Below are 22,800 nucleotides of genomic sequence, written 5' to 3'. Positions count from 1 at the left end.
GCGATGACGGTTACAATTCTGGATGGCGGCATGGGGCAGGAACTGCTGCGCCGTTCTGCCCATCCGGCCCATCCGATGTGGTCTGCAAAGGTGCTGATGGACGAACCTGAAATCGTGCAAGGACTGCACGAGGATTTCATCAGGGCCGGGGCGCAGGTGATCACGCTTAACAGCTATTCCGCCACGCCCGAACGGCTGGCGCGGGATGGCAAGCCGGACTGGTTCGAACCCTTGCAGAAACGCGCCATTGCGCTGGCCAAAGCAGCGCGGGACGGGGTTGATCCTTTGGTCAAGATCGGCGGTTGCCTGCCACCCCTGCGGGCGTCCTATCGTCCCGATCTGTCGCCTGATTTTGAGGACAACCTGCGCCGCTATCGTGAAATCGTGGCGGTGCAGAAGGATCATGTGGACCTGATGCAATGCGAAACCATGTCGTCCATTGCCGAAGCCACGGCGGCCTGCACGGCTGCGGTGGAAACCGGCCTTCCGGTCTGGCTGGGCCTGTCGGTGTCTGATGATGCCGGCAACACCCTGCGTTCGGGCGAGCCGTTGGAACAGGCGCTCGACGCGGTGGCGGATCTGGGGGCGGCGGCGGTTCTGTTGAACTGCTCCATCCCCGAAGCGATCAGCGCAGCCCTGCCTTTGGTGGCGCAACGGGGCCTGCGGTTCGGGGCTTACGCCAACGGCTTTACCTCTATCAAAGCCCTGCAGCCGGGGGGAACTGTGGACGGATTGCAAGCCCGCACCGATCTTGGCCCGCAGGAATATGCGGATTTCGCGGCGGACTGGATCGCGCTTGGTGCAACGATTTTCGGTGGCTGCTGCGAGGTAGGACCGGATCACATTGCCGAACTCAGCCGGAGGTTTGCAGGATGAAACTGCCAAAATCAGCCATTGAAACCATCGAGATGTGGCGGCTCGGCTTTGTAGCCACCGTGACAGCAGGCGGGCGGCCCAATGTTTCGCCCAAGGGAACCTTTGTGGTGCTGGATGATCAGAACATTGCCTTTGGTGAAATCCGCTCGCCCCAGACCATCACCAACCTGACAAATATGCCGGAACTGGAAGTGAACTTTGTGGACCAGTTCACCCGCAAGGGCGTGCGGGTCCGGGGCGATGCACAGATGGTGCGCCGCGGGACGGAAGAGTTCGACAGGCTGATCGGCCACTGGGAAACCATTTGGGGTGATCTGGCCGCACGGATCAATGTGATCGTGAAGATTCCCGTTTCCGAAGCCAAGCCGCTCAGCACGCCGCCCTATGACGATGGTGCAACCGAAGAAGACATGATCGCCACCTATAAGGCCAAATTCGCGGAGTTTTACCCATGAGCAATCTACCGGATCAGGCCCGCGTGGTCATTATCGGCGGCGGTGTGATCGGCTGTTCGGTCGCCTATCATCTGACCAAACTGGGCTGGAAGGACGTTGTCTTGCTGGAGCGCAAGCAGTTGACCAGCGGCACCACATGGCATGCAGCAGGATTGATTGCCCAGCTTCGCGCGACCGCCAATATGACAAAACTGGCGAAATATTCGCAGGAACTCTACGGCAATCTGGAAGCGGAAACAGGCGTGGCCACCGGCTTCAAACGCTGTGGGTCGATCACCGTTGCCCTTACGGATGAACGGCGCGAGGAGATCTTCCGTCAGGCCAGCATGGCACGGGCCTTCGGGGTAGAGGTTGAAGAAATATCGCCCGCCGAGGTGAAAGCCAAATACGAACATCTCAACATTGACGACGTAAAGGCGGGGGTCTGGCTGCCGCTGGACGGGCAGGGCGATCCGGCCAATATCGCACTGGCACTGGCCAAAGGTGCGCGCAATCGCGGTGCCCGCGTGATCGAACGTACCAAAGTCACAGGAATGACCAAACAGGGCCGCAAGATCACCGGTGTGGACTGGGTTGCAGAGGACGGCAGTCACGGCCATATCAAGGCGGATATGGTGGTGAACTGCGGTGGCATGTGGGGGCATGAACTGGGCCGTATGGCAGGGGTGAACGTACCGCTGCACGCTTGCGAGCATTTCTACATCGTAACCGAAGCCATCCCCGGTTTGACCCAGATGCCGGTGCTGCGGGTGCCAGATGAATGCGCCTATTACAAGGAGGACGCAGGGAAATATCTGCTTGGCGCGTTTGAGCCGAATTCCAAGCCTTGGGGGATGAACGGCATTCCCGAGAATTTCGAGTTTGACCAGCTGCCAGAGGATTTCGACCATTTCGAGCCGATTCTAGAGGCCGCCTGCGAACGCCTGCCGCTGCTGGCCGAAGCGGGAATTCACACATTCTTTAACGGCCCCGAAAGCTTTACCCCTGATGATGCCTATCATCTGGGGCTGGCACCGGAGATGGACAATGTCTGGGTCGCGGCAGGGTTTAATTCCATCGGTATCCAGTCGGCGGGTGGCGCGGGCATGGCGCTGGCGCAATGGATGGATGAAGGGCAGAAACCCTTTGATCTGGGGGATGTGGACATCAGCCGGATGCAGCCGTTTCAGGGCAACAAACATTACCTGTTTGAACGCTCCAAGGAAACGCTGGGGCTGCTTTATGCAGATCATTTCCCCTATCGCCAGAAGGCCACGGCGCGGGGGGTGCGGCGCACACCTTTCCACCATCACCTGCTGGAGAACGGTGCAGTTATGGGGGAAATCGCCGGTTGGGAACGGGCCAACTGGTTTGCGAATGAAGGGCAGAAGGCGGAGTATGAATATTCATGGAAGCGGCAGAACTGGTTTGAAAATTCCGCCGCCGAACACCGCGCCATCCGCGAAAACGTGGGCATGTATGATATGTCTTCCTTCGGGAAAATCCGTGTCGAAGGACCGGATGCAGAGGCTTTCCTGAACTATGTCGGGGGAGGGGATTATTCGGTGCCTGCGGGTAAGATCGTCTACACCCAGTTCCTAAACAGCCGTGCAGGGATCGAAGCGGATGTCACTGTCACCCGCCTGTCCGAAACCGCCTATCTGGTGGTGACACCGGCGGCGACGCGACTGGCGGACCAGACGTGGATGCAACGCCATGTCGGGGATTTCCGCGTGGTGATCACAGATGTGACCGCAGGCGAGGGCGTGCTGGCGGTGATGGGACCGAACAGCCGTGCGCTGCTGGAAAAAGTCTCTCCCAACGATTTCTCCAACGCTGTGAACCCCTTCGGCACAGCTCAGTACATCGAACTGGGCATGGGGCTGGCGCGGGTGCACCGTGTCACCTACGTGGGGGAGCTCGGCTGGGAGATCTATGTGTCTGCGGATATGGCAGGCCATGCCTTTGAAACGCTGCATGCGGCGGGGCAGGGCATGGGGCTAAAGCTGTGCGGGATGCATATGATGGACAGTTGCCGTCTGGAAAAAGGCTTTCGACACTTTGGCCATGACATCACCTGCGAGGATCACGTGCTTGAGGCAGGATTGGGCTTTGCGGTGAAAACCTCCAAACCCGATTTCATCGGCCGTGAAGCGGTTCTGGCCAAGAAAGAGTCAGGATTAAATGCGCGCATGGTGCAGTTCCGCCTGAAAGACCCCGAACCCCTGCTCTATCATAACGAGCCAATCGTGCGGGACGGCGAAATCGTCGGTTATCTGTCGTCCGGCAACTACGGGCATATGCTCGGCGCGGCGATCGGGATGGGCTATGTGCCCTGCAAAGGCGAGACGCTGGAACAGCTTTTGGCATCCAGTTTCGAAATCGAAGTCGCCGGTGTGCGTTTCCCAGCCGAGGCGCAAACCCGCCCTTGGTACGATCCAAAGGGCGAGCGGGCCAAGGCGTAACCGGATCACAGCAGGCATCCCGCAAACGGGATGCCTGGCGCATAGTTTCAGACGATCAGGTCATCCCCCAGTGCATCCAGAGTGGTGTCTTTCACCGTCAGCACAGTGCGGGCGGGGAATTTGATCACCACGTCATCGCCCTGCTGACTGGCGCGGGCCAACGCCTCTGCCACGGAGTCAAAGCCAAAGCCGGACAGGTCGATGCTGTCTTTGCCGTCTTCAAAGTCCAGTATAACATCCTTGCCAAAATCCGCCGCAAAGACAAAAACATCCGCGCCTTTGCCGCCTTCCAGTTTGTCTTTGCCCCCGTCCCCAGACAGCCGGTCCTTGCCGGCCCCGCCAATCAGCTTGTCGTGGCCGGAGCCGCCGAACAAACGGTCCGCGCCATTGCCCCCGTCAAGTTTGTCGCGCCCGCCAAGGCCGAACAGTTTATCATTACCGCCGTTCCCTTTAAGCGTGTTCTTCCCGTCCGTGCCGGTCAGTTTGTCCTTGCCCTTGGCAGAGCCTTCCAGCTTTTCAAACCCTGTGATGCTGTCGCCTTTCGCACCGCGCCCTGTATCCCCTGTTGTCAGGTTCACCATCACGCCGCGGGCGGTTTCATAGGACAGGGTGTCAAAACCGTCACCGCCGTCAAAACTGTCTTTGCCAGCACCTGCAAAGACGATGTCCTTCCCAGCCCCTGCCTCTACAGTGTCATTGCCAAATCCGTCATAGATGCGGTCGTTGCCTTCTTTGGTCCGGATCACATCATCCCCGCCTTTTGCGATTACGATGTCGTTGATATCGCGCCCCAACAGCCACTCGCCACTGCTGGTGCCGGACTGTTCCACCGCTTTGTATTTGCCGACCCAGCGGGCCTCCAGATCAGCGGTGCCATAGACCAGTTGCGTGGCTTCGATGTCGAAAATTCCAAGCGCCGTGGTGGAATGGGGGCGGTTGTAGGACATCACCGTGTAATATCCGCTGTCGTAGGCGTCATCAATTACGGGAACGCGCTCAAACGGGTGTTTCAACCCGATGGCATGGCCGATTTCATGGATCATGATAGAATAGCCGCGAATGCCCGGCGCTATAGAATTGGCATCTGCCTGATAGAAATTGGCGTTCATGAAGATATCGCCGCCCATATTGTGATGGGTGTTCTCCAAAAGCCATTCGCCGTCCACGAACTCTGCGTACTTGTATTGCGGATAATACCCCCAGCCGGACACCTGATTGCCGACAGAGTTCAGCTTCCCTGTCATATCAAACATCGCCATCTGTATATCGCCGCCGATCTTTTCGGGCACGCGGACGAAATCAATCCCCGAAGCATCGCCCCAAGTGGTCAGCGCCTGCTCGATATGGGCGATGTGGCTTTCCGTGAAGCCTGTAAAACCGGGCCTCTCGTCAGTGTCATAGGCGTTTTGATTTTCCGGAAAGCTGTAGGTCACAACCACCGGTGTTCCCAGCGGCGCCTCGATGTTCCAGCGCCGGTTGATGTCTGTGCCAAGAAGGGAAAGGACTTCGTCTGAAATTTCCATAACAATACCTGTGTTTTATCAAAGACGGTGCAGGCGCTGCACCGCCGTTGGCAACTTTATAAGACAGCTTTTGCCCGTCTGTCACCTGTTCGCGGAGTGGTTAAATTGAATTCAGCTCAGCGCGTTGCGGAACTCTAGAAAGCGGGCGTCGGTTTGCACGCGCGCCATCATCGCGTCTTTCAGCGCCCCGATGGATTTATAGGGCCGCATGACCACCTCGAAATTGATGATCTTTCCCTCATCATCCAGCGTCAGCAGATCCACACCGACCGCGTCGAGATCCCCGATCTTGCACTGGAACTCCAGCGCCCAGTCCTTGCCGTCCCCCATGACGCGGCGGTATTTGAAATCCTCAAACACCTGCCCCACATGGCCAAGCACGGCGGCCACAGGTTCCTTTCCGGTCCATGTGGCGAAGTAGGTGGGCGGACGAAATTCCACCTGATCGGCCAGGATGGTTAACATTCCGGCCTCATCGCCCTTGCTGGCGATTTCCTTGAACTTCTCGATTGTCGGGTGCATGGGTGTCCTCCTTGGTTGCGGGCAGCTTAGGGGGGCGGTGCGATTTCGGGCAAGGCTGACCTTGCGCAACTTTCCCTTTGGCGGCGTTGGGTATATGGCGGAGCAATGAAACCGCCGTTCCTCTATCTTCCGCCCACCGACCCTGTAACGGTGCTCTACCGCGACGATGATCTGCTGTTTGTGGACAAACCTGCGGGCCTGCTGTCTGTGCCCGGACGCCTGCCGGAACATAAGGACAGTCTGCTTAACCGCTTGCAGGCTGATGATCCCGAAGTGCGGCTGGTGCATCGACTTGATATGGATACCTCTGGCGTGATGGTGTTTGCGCGTACAGCGGCGGCGCAGCGGGCGTTGAACCGTCATTTTGAAACGCGACAGGCAGCGAAAACCTATATCGCGGAGATCGCGGGCCACCCGAAGGCAGAGTTTGGCACGATTGACGCGCCGCTTATGAAGGATTGGCCGAACCGCCCGCTGCAAAAGATTGATCCTGCGGGGAAACCTTCGCGCACGGACTGGCGGGTGTTGCGGCGGCTGGACAGAACAACGCTGGTAGAGCTGACGCCCCTCACAGGGCGCAGCCACCAGTTGCGTCTGCATATGGCCCATATGGGGCATGCGATTGTGGGCGACAGGTTCTACGCAGTGCCCGATCTGGCCGAAAGCAGCCCGCGCCTGCATCTTCACGCCTCTCTACTGACCTGTGACCTTCCCAGCAGCGGAACGCCCTATACCGCGACGGCCCCTTGCACCTTTGCACGGGAATTCACGTACCCCTGACTTGATGCTGCGCCGTGGCGGGGGTAGGTCTGTGCGCAAAGGAGAAGACCCGATGACCCATGAACCGATTGATCCCGTGAAACTGACCGCTGACCTTGTGAAATGCGCTTCCGTTACCCCCGAGGAAGGCGGCGCATTGGTGCTGCTGGACACGCTGCTGTCGGGCGCGGGGTTTACCTGCACGCGGGTGGATCGGGGGGGCGTGTCCAACCTGTTTGCCCGCTGGGGGCAGGGGGCGAACGGCCGGACCTTCGGGTTTAACGGCCATACGGATGTGGTGCCAGTCGGGGATGCAGATGCCTGGACGGTTGACCCGTTCGGTGGGGAAATCAAGGACGGTATTCTTTACGGGCGCGGGTCTACCGATATGAAATCCGGCGTGGCCGCCTTTGCCGCCGCTGCAATTGACTTTGTGCGCAACAGCCCGCCGGACGGGTCCGTTGTTCTGGCAATTACGGGCGACGAGGAAGGTGATGCGCTGGACGGGACAACTGCGCTTCTGGACTGGATGGAGGCGCAAGGGGAACGGATCGACCATTGCCTTGTGGGGGAACCCACTTGCCCGAACGAAATGGGCGAGATGATGAAAATCGGGCGGCGCGGGTCGATGACGGCGTTTTTCACAGCGACGGGCGTTCAGGGCCATTCCGCCTATCCGCACCGCGCCAAAAACCCGCTGCCCGCTATGGCGCAACTGATGGCGACACTCGCCGCCCATACACTGGATGAAGGGACCGAGCATTTTGACCCGACCACCCTTGCCGTGACCACGATCGACACTGGAAATCCGGCCAATAACGTTATTCCGGCCCAATGCCGCGCCACCGTTAACATCCGGTTTAACGACACATGGACATCCACCGCGCTGACCAACTGGCTGACGCGCGAGATGGACGGGGTGGCGAGCCTGTTCGACATCTCTTTTGATATGCAGGTCAAAGTCTCCGGCGAGAGCTTTTTCACCCCACCGGGGGAGTTGTCCACGCTGATTGCCAAGTCGGTGAAGGCGGAAACAGGGGTAGAGCCTGTGATGTCCACTTCGGGGGGCACCTCGGACGCACGTTTTGTCAAAAGCCATTGTCCGGTGGTGGAATTCGGGCTGGTGGGCAAGACCATGCATCAAGTGGATGAACACGTTGAAGTGGCCCAGATCGAACAGTTGAAATCAATATATACCCGCATCCTGACGGACTATTTCGCCTGATGCTGCGTGTTGAAGTCACCGACGATCTGGACAGTTGTTTCGCCCTGCGCCGTAAGGTGTTCATGGAGGAACAGGGTGTGTCCGAGGCGGACGAATATGATGGCAGGGACGGGGACGCGACCCATGTTCTGGCCCGTTTTGACGGAGTTCCGGTAGGCTGTGCACGGGTGGAACCCTTTGGCACAACCGCCAAGATCGGGCGGGTTTGTGTGCTGCCGGAGTATCGGGGCAAGGCTGTCGGGATCGCTTTGATCGAAACCTGCCACGATGCCGCCCGCGCGACAGGGGCGACGCGGGTGATCCTCGGGGCGCAAACACGGGCCTTGTCGTTTTACGAACGGCTCGGCTATGCCAGTTACGGCGATGTGTTTGACGATGCGGGCATTCCCCATCTGATGATGGAGCGGGGGCTGTGACGCCGCAGCTTTATATCATGGTTAAGGAACCCCGACCGGGCCGTGTGAAAACGCGGCTGGGTCGGGACATCGGCACAATTCCTGCCACATGGTGGTTCCGTCACCAAACCCGCCGGTTGATCCGCCGCCTCTCTGCGGACCCGCGCTGGCAGACGGTGCTGGCGGTTTCTCCGGATTGTGCAGGGCTGCACAGTCGCATCTGGCCGTCCCATCTGCCCCGTTTTGCCCAAGGGCAGGGCGATCTCGGGGACCGGATGGGCCGTGCCTTGCGCAGCTCTGTTCCGGGTCCGGTTCTGGTGATCGGGGCGGATATTCCGGGCATTACTCCGCGCCATATTGCCGATGCGTTCAAGGCGCTGGGCGATCATGATGCCGTGCTTGGTCCGGCGCCGGATGGTGGCTACTGGCTGGTTGGGTTGAAAAACGCGCGCCCTGCGCCGCGCGATCTGTTCAAAGGCGTGCGCTGGAGCAGCGAACACGCCCGCGCCGATACGCTTGCCACCCTGCGGGGGCTGTCCTGCGCGATGGTGGCGGAATTGCAGGATGTGGACCGCGCCTCGGACCTTGCCACAGTCACTGCGCCATAGACCGCCGAGCAGCGTTTTGCCCATGACCTTTGCATTGCGCCGTGGTATCGCAGGGTATGAAACAACTACCTACAAAAGAACAAGTCCTTGAATGGATCAAGGAAAACCCCGGCCAATCGAGCAAGCGGGACGTGGCGCGGGCCTTTGGGATCAAAGGCAGCGACCGGATAGAGCTTAAGCGGATTCTTAAGGACCTGACCGAAGAAGGTCATATCGAAAAGAAGAAACGCAATTACACAGGCGCGGGCGAATTGCCCCCTGTCTCCGTCATGATGGTGCTGCCACCGGATGAAAACGGCGATCTGTTCGCCAGACCGCTGGAATGGGACGGAGAGGGCGACGGCCCCCGCGCGTTGATCATGGCCAAGAAGGGTGATCCGGCCCTTGGTGCCAATGATCAGGTGCTGTTGCGCCTGTCACCGTCAAACGACCCTGATGTGAAATATGAGGGCCGTTTGATCCGGCGTATCGGGACTGGTCCACAACGCATACTCGGGATTTACCGTGTCGGCTCTGAAGGCGGGCGGCTGGTGCCGGTGGACAAGAAAGCAGACCGCGAGTTTATCGTGCCGGGGGCAGAGGCTGGCGGCGCCAAGGACGGCGAACTGGTCGAGGCCGAACAGATTGGCAAGCAGCGCCACGCAGGGCTTGGCAAGGCGCGGATTGTCGAACGCCTTGGCGATCCGATGGCGCCCAAATCCATTTCGCTGATAGCCATTCACCAGCACGGTATCCCCGATCACTTCCCCGACGATGTGCTGGCAGAGGCCGAAACCGCAAAGCCGGTGGCGCTGGGCAATCGCACGGATCTGCGTCATCTGCCCCTGTTTACCATCGACCCGTCCGATGCGCGGGATCACGACGATGCGATCTGCGCCATTCCCGATGACGATCCGAAGAATGAAGGCGGCCATGTTGTCTGGGTGGCAATTGCCGATGTGGCCCATTACGTGCGCCCCGGTTCGCAACTGGACAAGGAGGCCCGCAAGCGGGGCAACTCCAGCTATTTCCCCGACCGTGTTGTGCCAATGCTGCCCGATGCGCTTTCGGGGGATCTGTGTTCGCTGCATGAAGGTGTGGACCGCGCCTGTATCGCTGTGCGGATTGTGCTGAACGCCAAGGGCCGTCGGTTGCATCACGAATTTTACCGCGGGCTGATGCGTTCCCCCGCGTCCCTGTCCTATGAACAGGCGCAGGCCGCGTCGCAGGGTAAATACGACAGTGCGACAGAACCTTTGGCTGGACCGATCAACGACCTGTTTGCCGCTTATGCGAGTGCTACAAAGGCCCGCAATGAACGCCAGCCGCTGAACCTTGACCTGCCGGAACGCCAGATCGTTCTGTCGGATGAGGGCGTGGTCACAAGTGTTGCCTTCCGCGAAAGGTTCGATGCCCACAAGCTGGTTGAGGAGTTCATGGTGACGGCCAATGTTTGCGCCGCTGAAACGCTGGAACAAAAGCGCCAGCCGCTGTTGTACCGCGTGCACGAAGAACCGTCGCCTGAGAAACTGGAATCCCTGCGCGAAACTGCTGAAAGCGCGGGTTTGACCTTGCCCAAGGGGCAGGTGCTGAAAACCTCCAACCTCAACAAACTGCTGGATGCGGCGGCGGGAACTGAGGATGCAGAGGTAATTAACCTGACCGTTCTGCGGTCCATGACGCAGGCCTATTATGGCACGGACAACTTCGGGCATTTCGGTCTGAACCTGAAACGCTATGCGCATTTCACCTCTCCGATCCGGCGCTATGCCGATCTGCTGGTGCACCGCGCGTTGATCTCGGCCCACGGCTGGGGCGATGACGGGTTGCGCCCCGAGGATGCCGAAGGGCTGGCGGATACCGGCGACTGGATTTCCCAGACGGAACGGCGCTCCATGCTGGCGGAACGGGATACAACGGACCGCTACCTTGCGGCATTCCTGTCCGAGCGTGTCGGGAACGAGTTTTCAGGCCGCGTGTCCGGCATCGCGCGGTTCGGCTTGTTTGTGAAGCTGGACGAAACCGGCGCGGACGGGATGATCCCGCTGTCCAATCTGGGTCGCGAATACTGGGTTTACGATCACGAGAACAAGTCGTTGAAAGGGGATCGCTCCGGTCGGGTGATTTCGGTCGGGATGCCTGCCACGGTGCGTCTGGCCGAAGCGGCGCCGATGACGGGCGGTCTGTTGCTGGAACTGATCGAAGTGGGCGGCAAGCCAATGCCCAAAGGCGAAAGCGGCCGCCGTGCCCCCAGCAAGAAACGCAAGCTGGTCAAGGGGCGCAAGAAAAAGAAACGCTAACGACGGGGCGGCCTAAACTAAAAGTAGCCGCAGGATCAGGGTGGTTGCGGCAAGGGCCGACAGGCCAAGCGCGTAGGGCCGCAGTGCCTTGCGCTCCATCCGTTTGGCCAGCGGCATAGAGGTTGACAGGCCCAGCACAATCGCGGGGATCAGGGACAGGGCAAAGACCAGATGCCGCCCTGTCACCAGCCCCTGCCACGCCAGTGCAAGCACGGATACGCACATGCCCCAGAAGAAGAACGCATTCTGCATCGCGCGGGAGCGTTTGGCAGGCTCGTGCTGGTACAACAGCGCCATTGGCGGCGCACCGACAGCCGTGATCGTGCCCATCAGCCCTGCTGCAATGCCCGCGAGTGTCAACGACACAGGCGCAATCCGCACGCGGATACCCGACAGGCTGAGCGCGATACCGGCCAGGACCACCAGCCCTGTCAGCCCTGCAATCATGTCCACATCCGTGATCTGCGCCGCCACCATCGCGGCCAGCACCGCGCCAAGCGCACGGCCAAAGAAACCGGGAATGATCTCGGCCTTGTTGATCGCGGAAATATCCACCGCGGTAGAGGTCAGACCGACAGAGATTCCCAGCAGCAGCAAGCCCGCGGGCAGAAACTGCGGCGCCACCAGCGCAATCAGCGGCGCGGCAACGATACCGAACGCCTGACCGGACAGGCGCTGCACAAAGGACGACAGTGTCACCGCGCAGAAACAGGCGAACCACGTGCCCAGACCAATATCCAGAACCGCAAAAAGGTCAGTCATAGGAGGCGATTTCGATCAGGTTGCCATCCGGATCACGCAGATAGATTGAGGTCATCGGACCCTGTGCTCCGGTGCGGCGAACCGGACCCTCCAGAAGTGCGACCTCGCAGTGCTGGAGATGCGCGATCCAGTCGGTTAGCGGCGCGTTTGTAAGCAAACACAGATCGGCAGAGCCGCGCGTCGGTGTGCGGGCATGAGGGGCAAAGGGTGCATCGGCCGGATGCAGGTTGATCTTGATGCGGCCAAAGGCCAATGCACTGCGGATGGTGCCGTCTGCCACAATAAATCGCGTCTCTGTCATCCCCAGGACTCGGGTGTAAAAGGCAACGGTGTCGTCCATATCCCCGACCGTAAGAACCAGATGGTCCAAGCCTGTAAGTTCCGGTTTCGTCATGAAATATCCGCCGCCTCAACAAATTCACCCCTTGCCTATACCCGCTCAATCGGGCGATGAACAGGTTATGAAAGCACTTGGTAGAACTGTCGAAATTTCCGATACGCTTGATCCGGCCCGCGCGGCTGCGATGAAAGCCACGCTGGACCTGTCCGGCCCTGTTCCAGAGGCCCGCGATCCATTACCTCCCTTCTGGCATTACGCCTATTTCTGGGAACCGCAACGCCCTGCTGATCTGGGCCGCGACGGGCATCCCCGCACGGGAGATTTCATTCCCGATCTTGGTCTGCCACGGCGGATGTGGGCAGGGGGTGCGCTGGAGTTTCACGCACCGATCCGGCTGGGGGAGCCAGCGCTGAAGCGCACGACGATTACGGATGTTCAGGAAAAAGACGCCCGCAGCGGCAAGCTTGCGGTGGTAACGCTGGACCATAAGATCACCCAAAGGGGCCACCTGTGCCTGTCGGAAACCCAGTCGCTGCTGTACCGCGCAGAGGCCGCTCCGGATGCGCCAGCGCCTGTGCCACCTGTTGCACCGACGGATGAAACCGTCAGCCAGAGCCGCAAATTCTCGCCCACCGATCTGTTCCGTTATTCCGCGCTGACCTTCAACGGCCACCGCATCCATTACGACTGCGACTATGCGATGAAGGTCGAAGGCTATGCGGGGCTGGTGGTGCATGGCCCGATCCTTGCGCAAATGCTGGTGAATCTGGCCCACGGTATTTTGGGGGATCTGTCGCGCTTTTCCTTTCGCGCCACAGCGCCGCTGTTTGACTTTGAAGAAGCGACCTTCTGCGCCCGCCCCGAAGCTGATGACGGTCTGGCGCTTTGGGTGCGCGGACCGGACGGACGTATGTGCATGAGCGCGACAGCCGGATAGGGATTAGCCCCCGGCCAGATGCCAGTCTACGGTGAAACTTTCGGGGATGGCGTAGGGTTCGTCGCGGATCATATGGGCCATGACAGTCCCGAGACTGTGGGCAAGGCTGAAGCCGATCTTGAAGGCACCTGACACAGCGAACACCCCGTCCAGTTCGGGCAGTTTTCCCACCATCGGATCGCGCCGCCGCGCCTTGGGTCGTATACCGGCCCAGCGTTGCAGAACGGGCGCCTCTGCCAGTGCGGGGATCATGGCGCGGGCTTGCGCGATCACAGGTTCCAACTGGTCGTCGGGGTCGGTGTGGTCCCAGCTTGTTTCAGACGTGGACCCTACGGCCACGGTGCCGTTTTCATGGGGGATCACATAGACCCCGCCAGCATAGACCTGCGGTGCGCCGCGCAGATCTGCATCCAGCAGGGCGGCCTGCCCCTTGACGCCGGTTTTCTCGTGCAGCGGCACATAGGGCGCCATGAGGCGAAAGCCCTCTGCGCCTGCCGAAAGGATCACCGCGTCCGAGTTTGCGCGTCCGAATGGGCCGCTGATTCCGCCGGAAAAAACTGTTTCGACGGGATGGTTTTCAAGGATCGTTACACCACGGGCAATACAGGCTGTGGCCAGCGAGCGGGCGGCCTGTGCCGGAAAAATTCTGGCGGAGAGCGTATCATAAACCACCCCCAGCGGTGCGGCTTGTGCGGCAATCAGGTCGGGGCGCGGCTCAAGTGTCCAGTGGTATTGCCCGCGCCAGAGTGTGCGGGCTTCCTCAGCGCGGGCCACGGCCAGTTCGCGGCTGCGTTCGGTTTGCAGCGGTTGCAGCCGCCCGATACGCCCATAGCCGGAGCGCAGGCCCGAGGTCGCGTCAATGTCCGTCCAGAAGGCTTCGGCACTGTGCAGGGAGTCCAGTTGGAACTGTTTCTTGGGCGTCCACAGGTCCGGCACCAGCGGGGCAAGCGCCCCGACGATGCCGCCACTGGCACCACAGCCGATTTCGCCCGCCTCGTAGACCGTGACCTGATCCCCGCGCAGCGCACAGGCATAGGCGCTGGCCAACCCCCAGATTCCCGCCCCCACAACACTCACCCGCATGTGCATAACTCCGTCACGGCTTTCTTTCGTCTGGCGCTTGACCTAAAGCAATCGGGTATGAGCGACCAGAATGAATATGCAGCGCTTAGCTGGCGGAATGGAAAAATCCCTGTGGCGACACGGTTTGACGATCCGTATTTCTCTTTGGAGGACGGCATCGCGGAAACCGCCCATGTGTTTCTTGCAGGGAACGATCTGCCGGACCGCTTTGCCGAGGGGTTTCACATTGGCGAACTGGGGTTTGGCACCGGATTGAACCTGCTGTGTGCTTGGAAGGCGTGGGAGGATGCAGGCCAGACAACGCCCCTGCGCTACACCAGTTTTGAAGCCTTCCCGATGGCACCGCAGGATATGGCGCAGGCGCAGGCTGCTTGGCCGGAGCTGGCGGAATATGCCGCGCGGTTTGCAAGGGCTTGGGACCACGGGGCACGGCGGCTTGTCTGTGGAACGCTCAGGGCCGACGTGGTGGCCGGGGATGCCCGCAAAACCTTGCCCTGCTGGGGCGGTCGGGCCGATGCGTGGTTTCTCGACGGGTTTTCACCGGCAAAAAATCCCGAACTATGGGAGCCGGACCTGCTAACGGCGGTTGCGCGTCACACTGCAACCGGCGGAAGTTTCGCCACCTACACCGCAGCAGGGCATGTCAGACGGGCCTTGGCTTCCGCCGGCTTTGCCGTCAAAAGGACCAAAGGGTATGGCCGCAAGCGGCACATGACCCGAGGTACCCTTGAATCCGGATAGAATGATGACCAAAGACAACCCGCGTGCCGGTATCTGGCTGATGATTGCTGCGACGTTCGTGTTTGCAGCGCAGGACGGTATTTCCCGCCATCTGGCAGACACTTACAACGTCTTTATGATCGTAATGGTGCGCTATTGGTTCATCCTGCTGGTGTTGATGGCCGTATCCCGTGTCCGCTCGGGCAGTCTGTTCGGGGATGCGCGCACGACCCAGCCGTTTTTCCAGTTCTTTCGCGGTATCGTGCTGGCGGTTGAAATCCTTGTGACGATCCTGTCGTTTACCCTGCTTGGCCTGATCGAAGCCCATGCGATCTTTGCAGTTTACCCGCTGTTGATTGCGGCGCTTTCCGGTCCGGTTCTGAAAGAAAGTGTCGGCTGGCGGCGCTGGGCGGCAATCGGGGTCGGATTCATCGGGATGCTGATCATCCTGCAACCGGGGGTGAAAGTATTCTCGCCGCTCTCGCTGGTGTCCTTTGCGGGGGCATTGCTGTTTGCGCTTTACCACCTGCTGACCCGAATGGCTGCGGCCAAGGACAGTGCAGAAACCAGCTTTTTTTGGACCGCAATCAGCGGCTTTATCGTCATGTCAGCCATTGGTCCCTTCTTTTGGGAGCCGATGCTGCCCGAGGATCAGATCTGGATGGCGGTGCTTTGTGTAACAGGGGCGCTTGGGCATTATCTGCTGATCAAAGCCTATGAGATGGCGCAGGCCAGTGTGGTGCAGCCATTCGCGTTTATGCAACTGGTCTTTGTGTCTTTCATCGGCGTTCTGGTCTTTGGAGAGCATCTGCCGTTTTCCACAGCGTTTGGCGCCGCGGTCATTGTGGCGGCGGGTCTGTTCACGCTCTGGCGGGAAAACCGTGCACGAAAGGCGGCGTTGCGGGCCAAGGCCCAGGCGGGAACCACCGGCACCTGACACGTCTTAACCGCCGATCAGATCCTTGCTCAGCCGCAGCGGTTTTGCCGTGCCGCTCAGCCGCATCCGGTAAACGAACAGCGCCTCGCTGACCCGCATCACATAGTTGCGGGTTTCGCGGTAGGGGATGTGCTCTATCCAGTCGATCTGGTCGATCTGCGGATCGCGTGGGTCGCCGTATTCCTCGATCCAGCGGTCCGCGCGGTGGGGGCCGGCGTTATAGGCAGCAAAGGCGAGGATATATGACCCGTCATAGCGTTCCAGCATAGAGGCAAGGTAGGCCGTGCCAAGCTGTGCGTTATAGCGCCAGTCATTTGACAAACGGGTCTTGGAATATTCGACACCTATATCCTTTGCCACCTCTTTGGCTGTTCCGGGCATCACCTGCATCAACCCGCGTGCCCCGGCAGGGGAGACAGCTTCGGGGTTCAACTCGCTCTCGCGCCGTGCGATGGCCAGCGCCAGTTCAGGGGCTACATCGCCGGAATGTTTGGCCAGTTCGGTGACAGGGAAATAGCTGCGTGGCAGAATAAATCCCCGTTTCGCCGCTTCCTTGGCGACGGCCAGCGCCACATAGGGCCGGTCAAGCGACAGGGCAAGGTCCGCCAGATGGTTGGTTTGGTCTTCGGGCGCGGTTTCCGCCACATGGGAAAAAAACCAGCGCATCAGATATTGCCGGTCAATGGCGTGAAGCAGCAGACCCGCGCGCACCGGACCGGAGGCCGACAGCGGGCTGTCCGCCCAGTCAGGGACTTTGCCGGTGCCGGTCAACAGGGGATCAGGCTCTGCCCCGATCCGCTCTGCCGCCAGTTGCCCGTAAAAACTGGTCTGGTGTTCGGCGCCCTGACGAAAATACGCTGCCGCCTTGTCAAAATCCCCCAGCGCCTCGGCCGCGCGTCCACGCCAGTAGCCCGCCCGCCCGAGGCTGATCGGGGTTTGCACGGCATTGAAATGGTTTTCAAAATGGATCGCTGCCTGCTCTGGCGCGTCGAGCTTTTGCAGCGCAACATAGCCAGCGATCCATTCCAGATCCGCGTAATCGCCGCCCTCGCTCAGCCCATGCTGACTGGCGAGCCAATAGGCCAGATCGGGATTGCCGGCCCGCATCGCACGGCGAGCGTAAGTGCGGCGGCGGTTGCCCCATTCTTCGGCGCGCCCCAGATTGGACAGATCGGCAGATTGCTCTGCCAGCAGTGTTTCCGCATCGTCCCAGCGGTTTTTCTTCACCCGCCAGATAAAGCGGTCATAGGCCAGCCCGCCATTAAGTTGCAGGGCCTCGGGGACTTTGGCGATGGCCGCATCCACACCGTCGGCTGTTTCCTGTAACGCAATCCGCGCAAGCGCGAGTTTCTGGTGCCCCTCGGGGACCAGCGGCATCATCCGCCGCGCCGCCGTGATGCGCCCGCGCCATAACAACATGTCCTGCCGCGCGATGTGATGGGGTTTAAGCGTGTCTTCATATTCGGCCAGCAGAAGGGTTTCCAATGTGGACGACAACGATAGGGTGGTCCAGGCGCGGATCGCCTCGGCGCGGGCCTTTTCCGGTTGGTCATCTCGGGCATAGGCTTTGACAAGCCGCACCGCGCCCACGCCGGTTTGCGGTTGTTCAACGGTGAAATAGGCGATTACGGCTTTCGGGTCGGCGTCGGTCGGGATTTTCACCTCACCCTTGGCCCGCAGGGATTTCAGACCCGGCCAGTCGGGATGCTCTGTCAAAAAGGCCACATAGTCCGACCATTTCCCGTTGTCCCGCCGCAGGCGCTGCCATTCCAGCAAATCCCGCGCAATCGGATCGCTGATACCGTTCATCAGATCGTCCAGCTGCTCCCATTTGCGCGCGGCAATCGCGGCAAGAGCCTGCTCCACCCCCGTCGTATCCACCTTGGTCGCAGACTGGGCCACCACGCCGCGCGGCGCTGCAAAGGCCAGCAGCGAGACCGTAAGAATAATCAAAAAACGCATAAAACACCCCCAACGAAGCCCTATAGATAGCGCTTAACAACAGTATTTCACCCCTTTGGCGTTGCAATTCAATTTTTCGTCGTTCCGTTCTTTGAATTTCCCTGCTAATTGGACCCGACTCAATTCATCCCAACCGGAGGCCAAGCCCATGTTTAAAGGTTCCTATGTCGCGCTTATCACCCCGTTTTCAAACGGTAAGGTGGATGACAAGGCGCTTAAGGACTTGGTCGAATGGCATATTGCCGAAGGGACACACGGTCTGGTTCCCGTGGGAACAACCGGCGAAAGCCCCACCCTGACCCACACAGAGCACGAGCACGTGATCAAAGTTGTGGTGGAAACTGCTGCGGGCCGCGTGCCTGTGATTGCAGGGGCCGGTTCCAACAACACGGACGAAGCCCTGCGCTTTACCCAATACGCCAAAGACATCGGCGCGGATGGTGCGCTGGTGGTGACGCCTTACTACAACAAGCCGACACAGCGCGGGTTGATTGCCCATTTCGAAGCGGTAAACGAGGTCGGCCTGCCGATCATCATTTACAACATTCCGCCCCGTAGCGTGGTGGATATGCTGCCCGAAACGATGGGCCAACTGGCCAAGCTGGACAATATTGTCGGGGTGAAAGATGCCACCGCCGATCTGTCCCGTGTCTGTGCGCAGCGCATCCATTGCGGCACGGATTTCATCCAGATGTCCGGTGAGGACGCCACCGCCCACGGGTTCAACGCCCAAGGCGGTGTCGGGTGTATCTCTGTGACGGCAAATGTCGCGCCGAAACTGTGTTCGCAGCTACAGGAAGCCACGCTCTCCGGTGATTATGCCAAAGCGCTGGAGCTTCAGGATCGTCTGATGCCACTGCACGAAGCCGTCTTCACAGAGCCGGGTCTTGTGGGTGCAAAATACGGTGTATCCAAGCTCGGCCATTGCTCTGCCGAAGTGCGTCTGCCCCTGACGCCGCTGTTGGCAGAGACCGAAGCCAAGATGGACGCGGCCATGCGCACGGCGGGTCTGATCAACTGATCCGACCGCCTCGGCGTCTTGCGCCAGAGCGGTTATTGGAATTTTTACGGCGGGGGCATGAAATGCTGCCGCCGTTTTTTGTTGAAAGGAGCATGCTTTTGACCGGAATACAGAAACCCCGCGATGTTCACCTGATCGCCGGTTGCACGGGGGCCGGTAAATCCACTTACGCCTTTCGACTGGCCAAAGACATCGGCGGTGTACGTTTTGCCATTGATGAATGGATGGAGCGGCTGCACAATCAGGACAAACCCGACGAACTGCGGTTTGAATGGTTTTACGAAAGGGTGCAGCGCAACTGCCACCAGATGCGCTGTATGGCTGAACAACTGGTGCCCCTGAGTGTACCAGTCATTTTCGACTGCGGATTGACCAACCGCCATGAGAGGGGCATTTTTGTAAACTGGGCAGAAGAGCATGGTTTTTCCACGCAATTACATTATGTAGATGTTCCAACCGAAATACGCTGGCAACGGGTGTTGAAACGCAATGCAGAACAGGCCGAGACCTTTCAGTTTGAGGTCACGAGAGAGATGTTCGACGGGATCAACGCCATGTGGGAAGCCCCGAGCGAAAAAGAAATGCACCGTTTGCACGGTGTCAGGATAACAGACTGATGGCCGCAAAGAAAAAGAAAGCCGATCCGAATAACAAGCTCGTCGCTGAGAACCGCCGCGCACGCTATGACTATGCCGTTGAAGATACGGTGGAGTGTGGCATGGTGCTGCACGGCTCCGAGGTGAAATCCCTGCGGCTCGGCTCGGCCAATATTGCCGAAAGCTATGCCACGATCGAGGACGGTGAATTGTGGCTGGTGAACAGTGCAATCCAACCCTATGCGCAGGCCAAATCCTTCAATCACGAAGAACGCCGCCGCCGCAAGCTGCTCGCCTCCAAGCGGGAACTGGCCAAGATGTGGCAAAGCATCGGTCGGCAGGGGATGACCCTTGTTCCGCTCAAGCTTTACTTCAACGACAAGGGATTGGCGAAACTGCTGATCGGTATCGCCAAGGGTAAACGTCTTGCCGACAAACGCGAAACCGAGAAGAAGCGGGACTGGCAAAAGCAAAAAGCCCGTCTGCTGCGGGACAACAGCTAGGCGGGAATGCGGCACAAAGTGTCAGGGGGGCAATTCTCCCCTTGGCAAAGCGCCGCCTGTGTTTTCTTATGAAGCCCAACACTTGAAACCTGTTACAGGCAAGGGTACTCCCGAGGGAACAGCGCAGAGGTATTTTCATGGCACAAAGTGATCAAACAACCATCGTATCAACCGACTGGTTGGCACAGCATCTGGACGCACCGGACCTGCGCATTCTGGACGCAACGGCCTATCTGCCCGGTGATCCCCGCGATGCGCGGGCGAACTATGAGGCCGCCCATATTCCCGGTGCGCGGTTTTTCGACATAGACGATGTGTCCGACAGCAATTCCGACCTGCCCCATATGGCGCCCCCGACCGAGAAATTCATGTCCCGCATGCGTGCCCTTGGTGTGGGTGACGGGCATCGCGTGGTTGTCTATGACAGTGAAGGTCTGTTTTCTGCGGCCCGTGTCTGGTGGCTGTTCCGGCATATGGGTCAGAAGGATGTGGCCGTTCTGGATGGTGGCTTGCCGAAATGGATGGCCGAAGGCCACCCCACCGAAGACCTGCCCCCCGTGATCCGCGACCGTCACATGACCGCACGGCGGGATGCGACGCTGGTGCGGGATGTGACGCAGGTGGCGCTTGCCTCCAAACTGGATCAGGCAGAAATCGTCGATGCCCGCGCCGCCGAACGTTTTCGCGGTGAGGTGGAAGAACCCCGCAAGGGTCTGCGCTCCGGTCATATTCCGAACTCCAAGAATGTGCCGTTCAAAACCCTGCTGAACGACGACAGCACCTTCAAATCCCCCGATGAAATCCGCGCTGTCTTTAACGAGGCCGGCGTCGATCTGAACCGCCCTGTAATCACCACCTGCGGGTCCGGTGTGACAGCGGCGGTCCTGTCCCTTGCGCTGGAGATGATCGGCCATCGCGACCATTCGCTTTATGACGGGTCATGGGCGGAATGGGGCAGCTACAACGACTTGAAAGTAGAACAGGGCTAAGGCCCGATTAAGGATACGACGATGCTCGAAAACCTGACACAGCAACCGCCTGACAAGATTATCATGCTCAGCGGCATGTTCCGCGCCGATCCGCGCCCGGAAAAAATCGACCTTGGTGTCGGCGTTTACAAAGACGCCAACGGCAACACGCCGATTATGCGGGCCGTAAAAAAGGCCGAGCAGCTGCTGTGGGATACAGAGACCACCAAAAGCTACACTGCCCTGATCGGGGACGGAGCCTTTCACAAGGTGATGGCCGATCTGGTGCTCGGGGATTCCGTGCGCGCTGAGCGCCTGTCCTTTGCCCATGCACCCGGTGGCACAGGCGCGATCCGCCAGATTCTGGAACTGATCAAAGTGGCCTCTCCGGATGCGACGGTCTGGATGTCCGATCCCACATGGCCGAACCACCCTGCGATGGTCAAAGGCGTTGGCATTCCGATGCGCACCTACCGCTATTTCGATGCGGACACCGGGGCTGTGAATTTCGACGGTATGATGGCTGATCTGGCAGAGGCCAAAGCCGGTGATGTTGTGATCCTGCACGGCTGTTGTCACAATCCCACAGGGGCCAACCTGAATGACACGCAATGGCAACAGGTTGCGGATCTGTTGCTTGAAAAGGAAGCGATCCCCTTTGTGGACATCGCCTATCAGGGTTTTGGTGACGGTCTGCAAAAAGATGCCTACGGCGTTCGGTTGCTGGCAGAGAAATGCCCCGAGGTTTTGATCTCGGCAAGCTGTTCCAAAAACTTCGGCATCTACCGCGAACGCTGCGGTCTGGTGATCGCCATTTCGCGGGATTCCGAAAATGCCGGACTGACACAGGGTATGTTGTCCAGCCTGAACCGCCTGAATTTCAGCTTCCCGCCGGATCACGGCGCACGGCTGGTGACGATGGTGCTGAGCGATCCGGAACTGCGGGCCGATTGGGAGTCCGAACTGGAAGAGGTGCGCACCAGCATGCTTGGGCTGCGCAAGAAGCTGGCCGATGCGCTGCGCGCGGAAACCGGTTCCGACCGCTACGGTTTTGTCGCAGAACACCGCGGCATGTTCTCCCGTCTGGGGCTGACAGAGGAACAGGTCGTCAAACTGCGCGAGGATCACGGGATTTATATGATTGGTGACAGCCGGTTTAACGTGGCCGGATTGTCCGAAGCCTCGATTCCGAAAATCGCCAAGGCGGTTGTCGCTGTCGGCGGCTAGGCCCTAGGCGCCATAAAGGTTCTGGATGACCGTGCAGGCTCTGTCTGTGCGGTCTTCTTTTTGCGCTTCCGTCAATTCCGGCATTGCCCCGACGACCCGCTGCATTTGGGTGTCTGCGATCAGGACTGTCAGAAACATCTCTGCAATTTCACTAGAATTGCTGCGGTGCAGCAACCTGCGATCCAATCCGACTTGAACCAGGCGCTCTACAAGCGGTGTGATCAGGTCTTTGCCGCTCTGGTTGATCACTCCGCCCAGCGTGCCGGTGTGATATACGTCGCCCGCCGCTGCACGGTTCAGCACTGTAGCGCGGCGCCCTGTGACCCTTTCCAGCAACAGCGGTCCAAGCAGGCGAAGCTCTTCTATCGTGTCGCCATCCTCTTCGATTGATTTCTCTAATCGGGCTTTTGCCGCCGTTGCATCGGCGGTGACAAGGCTTGCAAATAGGGTTTGTTTATTGCCATACCAACGATAGAGGGTTTCATTGGAACACCCCGCACGACGGGCAATATCCAGCATAGACGCGCCTTTATAGCCTTTCTCGTCAAGAACGGCATAAGCGGCTTCTTCGATGCGGTGGCGGCGGTCTTTTTGCTTGGCGGTTTCCATAAATTCCCAGCCTTTCGACTATAATCGTATAAAACTTTACGGCTTCAAT

General features: G+C 59.4%; 23 protein-coding genes. 16 read left to right on the top strand and 7 right to left on the bottom strand.

Going from position 1 to position 22,800, the window contains the following annotated elements; all coding sequences use genetic code 11:
- The first annotated feature begins 3 nt into the window (after positions 1-3).
- Genes BFV97_RS15095 through BFV97_RS15085 form a run of 3 tightly spaced genes read left to right on the top strand, consistent with a single transcriptional unit; the run spans position 4 to position 3,775 of the window.
- A complete protein-coding gene (locus BFV97_RS15095) occupies positions 4-876 on the top strand; it encodes a homocysteine S-methyltransferase family protein (RefSeq protein WP_069301223.1) in 873 nt (290 codons plus the stop codon).
- On the top strand, positions 873-1,331 hold the full coding sequence (locus BFV97_RS15090) for a pyridoxamine 5'-phosphate oxidase family protein (RefSeq protein WP_069301222.1): 459 nt from the start codon (positions 873-875) through the stop codon (positions 1,329-1,331). The genes BFV97_RS15095 and BFV97_RS15090 overlap by 4 nt, the downstream gene beginning before the upstream one ends.
- Positions 1,328-3,775 (top strand): GcvT family protein, encoded by a 2,448-nt coding sequence (locus tag BFV97_RS15085; protein ID WP_069301221.1) that lies wholly within the window; start codon positions 1,328-1,330, stop codon positions 3,773-3,775. Before BFV97_RS15090 ends, BFV97_RS15085 begins: the two co-directional genes overlap by 4 nt.
- 47 nt (positions 3,776-3,822) lie before the next feature.
- On the opposite strand, the gene BFV97_RS15080 is transcribed toward BFV97_RS15085, so the two are convergent.
- Both BFV97_RS15080 and BFV97_RS15075 read right to left on the bottom strand, forming a co-directional pair.
- Positions 3,823-5,298 (bottom strand): M10 family metallopeptidase C-terminal domain-containing protein, encoded by a 1,476-nt coding sequence (locus tag BFV97_RS15080; protein WP_069301220.1) that lies wholly within the window; start codon positions 5,296-5,298, stop codon positions 3,823-3,825.
- A 111-nt stretch (positions 5,299-5,409) separates the two neighbouring features.
- Positions 5,410-5,820, bottom strand: coding sequence for a nuclear transport factor 2 family protein (locus tag BFV97_RS15075; RefSeq protein ID WP_069301219.1), 411 nt, complete (start codon positions 5,818-5,820; stop codon positions 5,410-5,412).
- 105 nt (positions 5,821-5,925) lie between these two features.
- Between BFV97_RS15075 and BFV97_RS15070 the strand changes: the two genes are divergently transcribed.
- Genes BFV97_RS15070 through rnr form a run of 5 tightly spaced genes read left to right on the top strand, consistent with a single transcriptional unit; the run spans position 5,926 to position 11,086 of the window.
- The gene (locus BFV97_RS15070) at positions 5,926-6,600 is read left to right on the top strand and encodes a pseudouridine synthase (protein ID WP_069301218.1); all 675 of its coding nucleotides are present in this window, start codon (positions 5,926-5,928) and stop codon (positions 6,598-6,600) included.
- Positions 6,601-6,652: 52 nt separating this feature from the next.
- Positions 6,653-7,804, top strand: coding sequence for a succinyl-diaminopimelate desuccinylase (gene dapE, locus BFV97_RS15065; RefSeq protein WP_069301217.1), 1,152 nt, complete (start codon positions 6,653-6,655; stop codon positions 7,802-7,804).
- Positions 7,804-8,220 (top strand): GNAT family N-acetyltransferase, encoded by a 417-nt coding sequence (locus BFV97_RS15060; protein WP_342672151.1) that lies wholly within the window; start codon positions 7,804-7,806, stop codon positions 8,218-8,220. The genes dapE and BFV97_RS15060 overlap by 1 nt, the downstream gene beginning before the upstream one ends.
- Positions 8,221-8,237: 17 nt before the next feature.
- The gene (locus BFV97_RS15055; protein WP_069301269.1) at positions 8,238-8,807 is read left to right on the top strand and encodes a TIGR04282 family arsenosugar biosynthesis glycosyltransferase; all 570 of its coding nucleotides are present in this window, start codon (positions 8,238-8,240) and stop codon (positions 8,805-8,807) included.
- A gap of 56 nt (positions 8,808-8,863) precedes the next feature.
- Positions 8,864-11,086, top strand: coding sequence for a ribonuclease R (gene rnr / locus BFV97_RS15050; protein WP_069301215.1), 2,223 nt, complete (start codon positions 8,864-8,866; stop codon positions 11,084-11,086).
- 12 nt (positions 11,087-11,098) lie between these two features.
- On the opposite strand, the gene BFV97_RS15045 is transcribed toward rnr, so the two are convergent.
- Both BFV97_RS15045 and BFV97_RS15040 read right to left on the bottom strand, forming a co-directional pair.
- On the bottom strand, positions 11,099-11,848 hold the full coding sequence (locus BFV97_RS15045) for a sulfite exporter TauE/SafE family protein (protein WP_083225674.1): 750 nt from the start codon (positions 11,846-11,848) through the stop codon (positions 11,099-11,101).
- Complete coding sequence (locus tag BFV97_RS15040; protein ID WP_069301214.1) at positions 11,841-12,242, bottom strand: VOC family protein; 402 nt, start codon at positions 12,240-12,242, stop codon at positions 11,841-11,843. Before BFV97_RS15040 ends, BFV97_RS15045 begins: the two co-directional genes overlap by 8 nt.
- A gap of 67 nt (positions 12,243-12,309) precedes the next feature.
- Between BFV97_RS15040 and BFV97_RS15035 the strand changes: the two genes are divergently transcribed.
- Positions 12,310-13,125 carry an HTD2 family dehydratase gene (locus tag BFV97_RS15035; protein WP_069301213.1) on the top strand — a complete coding sequence of 272 codons (816 nt, stop codon included), beginning with the start codon at positions 12,310-12,312 and terminating at the stop codon, positions 13,123-13,125.
- A 3-nt stretch (positions 13,126-13,128) separates the two neighbouring features.
- Here the strand turns inward: BFV97_RS15035 and BFV97_RS15030 are convergent, their stop codons facing one another.
- Positions 13,129-14,208 (bottom strand): NAD(P)/FAD-dependent oxidoreductase, encoded by a 1,080-nt coding sequence (locus BFV97_RS15030; protein WP_157888342.1) that lies wholly within the window; start codon positions 14,206-14,208, stop codon positions 13,129-13,131.
- Between the two features lie 57 nt (positions 14,209-14,265).
- Between BFV97_RS15030 and mnmC2 the strand changes: the two genes are divergently transcribed.
- Complete coding sequence (gene mnmC2 / locus BFV97_RS15025) at positions 14,266-14,949, top strand: tRNA (5-methylaminomethyl-2-thiouridine)(34)-methyltransferase MnmC2 (protein WP_069301211.1); 684 nt, start codon at positions 14,266-14,268, stop codon at positions 14,947-14,949.
- A gap of 4 nt (positions 14,950-14,953) precedes the next feature.
- On the top strand, positions 14,954-15,865 hold the full coding sequence (locus BFV97_RS15020; protein WP_069301267.1) for a DMT family transporter: 912 nt from the start codon (positions 14,954-14,956) through the stop codon (positions 15,863-15,865).
- 6 nt (positions 15,866-15,871) lie between these two features.
- On the opposite strand, the gene BFV97_RS15015 is transcribed toward BFV97_RS15020, so the two are convergent.
- On the bottom strand, positions 15,872-17,827 hold the full coding sequence (locus BFV97_RS15015; protein ID WP_069301210.1) for a lytic transglycosylase domain-containing protein: 1,956 nt from the start codon (positions 17,825-17,827) through the stop codon (positions 15,872-15,874).
- Positions 17,828-17,975: 148 nt separating this feature from the next.
- Between BFV97_RS15015 and dapA the strand changes: the two genes are divergently transcribed.
- The 5 genes from dapA (at position 17,976) to BFV97_RS14990 (ending at position 22,142) form a co-directional block, all read left to right on the top strand.
- Complete coding sequence (gene dapA, locus BFV97_RS15010; protein WP_069301209.1) at positions 17,976-18,848, top strand: 4-hydroxy-tetrahydrodipicolinate synthase; 873 nt, start codon at positions 17,976-17,978, stop codon at positions 18,846-18,848.
- Between the two features lie 98 nt (positions 18,849-18,946).
- A complete protein-coding gene (locus BFV97_RS15005; RefSeq protein WP_157888341.1) occupies positions 18,947-19,465 on the top strand; it encodes a P-loop nucleotide/nucleoside kinase family protein in 519 nt (172 codons plus the stop codon).
- Entirely contained in the window at positions 19,465-19,947 is a 483-nt protein-coding gene (gene smpB, locus BFV97_RS15000) for an SsrA-binding protein SmpB (RefSeq protein ID WP_069301207.1), read from the top strand. The genes BFV97_RS15005 and smpB overlap by 1 nt, the downstream gene beginning before the upstream one ends.
- A 137-nt stretch (positions 19,948-20,084) precedes the next feature.
- Positions 20,085-20,936, top strand: a complete 852-nt coding sequence (gene sseA / locus BFV97_RS14995; protein ID WP_069301206.1) for a 3-mercaptopyruvate sulfurtransferase — start codon at positions 20,085-20,087, stop codon at positions 20,934-20,936.
- Positions 20,937-20,957: 21 nt separating this feature from the next.
- Positions 20,958-22,142 (top strand): amino acid aminotransferase, encoded by a 1,185-nt coding sequence (locus BFV97_RS14990; protein ID WP_069301205.1) that lies wholly within the window; start codon positions 20,958-20,960, stop codon positions 22,140-22,142.
- 3 nt (positions 22,143-22,145) lie between these two features.
- Here the strand turns inward: BFV97_RS14990 and BFV97_RS14985 are convergent, their stop codons facing one another.
- Positions 22,146-22,751 (bottom strand): TetR/AcrR family transcriptional regulator, encoded by a 606-nt coding sequence (locus tag BFV97_RS14985; RefSeq protein ID WP_069301204.1) that lies wholly within the window; start codon positions 22,749-22,751, stop codon positions 22,146-22,148.
- Positions 22,752-22,800: the final 49 nt, after the last annotated feature.

Source organism: Neptunicoccus sediminis (genome assembly GCF_001719615.1).
Lineage (GTDB): Bacteria > Pseudomonadota > Alphaproteobacteria > Rhodobacterales > Rhodobacteraceae > Amylibacter > Amylibacter sediminis.
Note: the sequence above shows the minus strand (reverse complement) of the source record. Positions and strands in the feature narration are given on the sequence as shown.

Coding starts and splice junctions, on each gene's coding strand:
- BFV97_RS15090 (WP_069301222.1), top strand. CDS start 873: ATGAAACTGCCAAAATCAGCCATTGAAACCATCGAGATGTGGCGGCTC.
- BFV97_RS15055 (WP_069301269.1), top strand. CDS start 8,238: ATGGTTAAGGAACCCCGACCGGGCCGTGTGAAAACGCGGCTGGGTCGG.
- BFV97_RS15035 (WP_069301213.1), top strand. CDS start 12,310: ATGAAAGCACTTGGTAGAACTGTCGAAATTTCCGATACGCTTGATCCG.
- BFV97_RS15080 (WP_069301220.1), bottom strand. CDS start 5,298: ATGGAAATTTCAGACGAAGTCCTTTCCCTTCTTGGCACAGACATCAAC.
- BFV97_RS15095 (WP_069301223.1), top strand. CDS start 4: ATGACGGTTACAATTCTGGATGGCGGCATGGGGCAGGAACTGCTGCGC.
- BFV97_RS15040 (WP_069301214.1), bottom strand. CDS start 12,242: ATGACGAAACCGGAACTTACAGGCTTGGACCATCTGGTTCTTACGGTC.
- BFV97_RS15020 (WP_069301267.1), top strand. CDS start 14,954: ATGACCAAAGACAACCCGCGTGCCGGTATCTGGCTGATGATTGCTGCG.
- sseA (WP_069301206.1), top strand. CDS start 20,085: ATGGCACAAAGTGATCAAACAACCATCGTATCAACCGACTGGTTGGCA.
- smpB (WP_069301207.1), top strand. CDS start 19,465: ATGGCCGCAAAGAAAAAGAAAGCCGATCCGAATAACAAGCTCGTCGCT.
- BFV97_RS15060 (WP_342672151.1), top strand. CDS start 7,804: ATGCTGCGTGTTGAAGTCACCGACGATCTGGACAGTTGTTTCGCCCTG.
- BFV97_RS15085 (WP_069301221.1), top strand. CDS start 1,328: ATGAGCAATCTACCGGATCAGGCCCGCGTGGTCATTATCGGCGGCGGT.
- BFV97_RS15070 (WP_069301218.1), top strand. CDS start 5,926: ATGAAACCGCCGTTCCTCTATCTTCCGCCCACCGACCCTGTAACGGTG.
- BFV97_RS14990 (WP_069301205.1), top strand. CDS start 20,958: ATGCTCGAAAACCTGACACAGCAACCGCCTGACAAGATTATCATGCTC.
- dapA (WP_069301209.1), top strand. CDS start 17,976: ATGTTTAAAGGTTCCTATGTCGCGCTTATCACCCCGTTTTCAAACGGT.
- dapE (WP_069301217.1), top strand. CDS start 6,653: ATGACCCATGAACCGATTGATCCCGTGAAACTGACCGCTGACCTTGTG.
- rnr (WP_069301215.1), top strand. CDS start 8,864: ATGAAACAACTACCTACAAAAGAACAAGTCCTTGAATGGATCAAGGAA.
- BFV97_RS14985 (WP_069301204.1), bottom strand. CDS start 22,751: ATGGAAACCGCCAAGCAAAAAGACCGCCGCCACCGCATCGAAGAAGCC.
- BFV97_RS15045 (WP_083225674.1), bottom strand. CDS start 11,848: ATGACTGACCTTTTTGCGGTTCTGGATATTGGTCTGGGCACGTGGTTC.
- mnmC2 (WP_069301211.1), top strand. CDS start 14,266: ATGAGCGACCAGAATGAATATGCAGCGCTTAGCTGGCGGAATGGAAAA.
- BFV97_RS15075 (WP_069301219.1), bottom strand. CDS start 5,820: ATGCACCCGACAATCGAGAAGTTCAAGGAAATCGCCAGCAAGGGCGAT.
- BFV97_RS15015 (WP_069301210.1), bottom strand. CDS start 17,827: ATGCGTTTTTTGATTATTCTTACGGTCTCGCTGCTGGCCTTTGCAGCG.
- BFV97_RS15030 (WP_157888342.1), bottom strand. CDS start 14,208: ATGCGGGTGAGTGTTGTGGGGGCGGGAATCTGGGGGTTGGCCAGCGCC.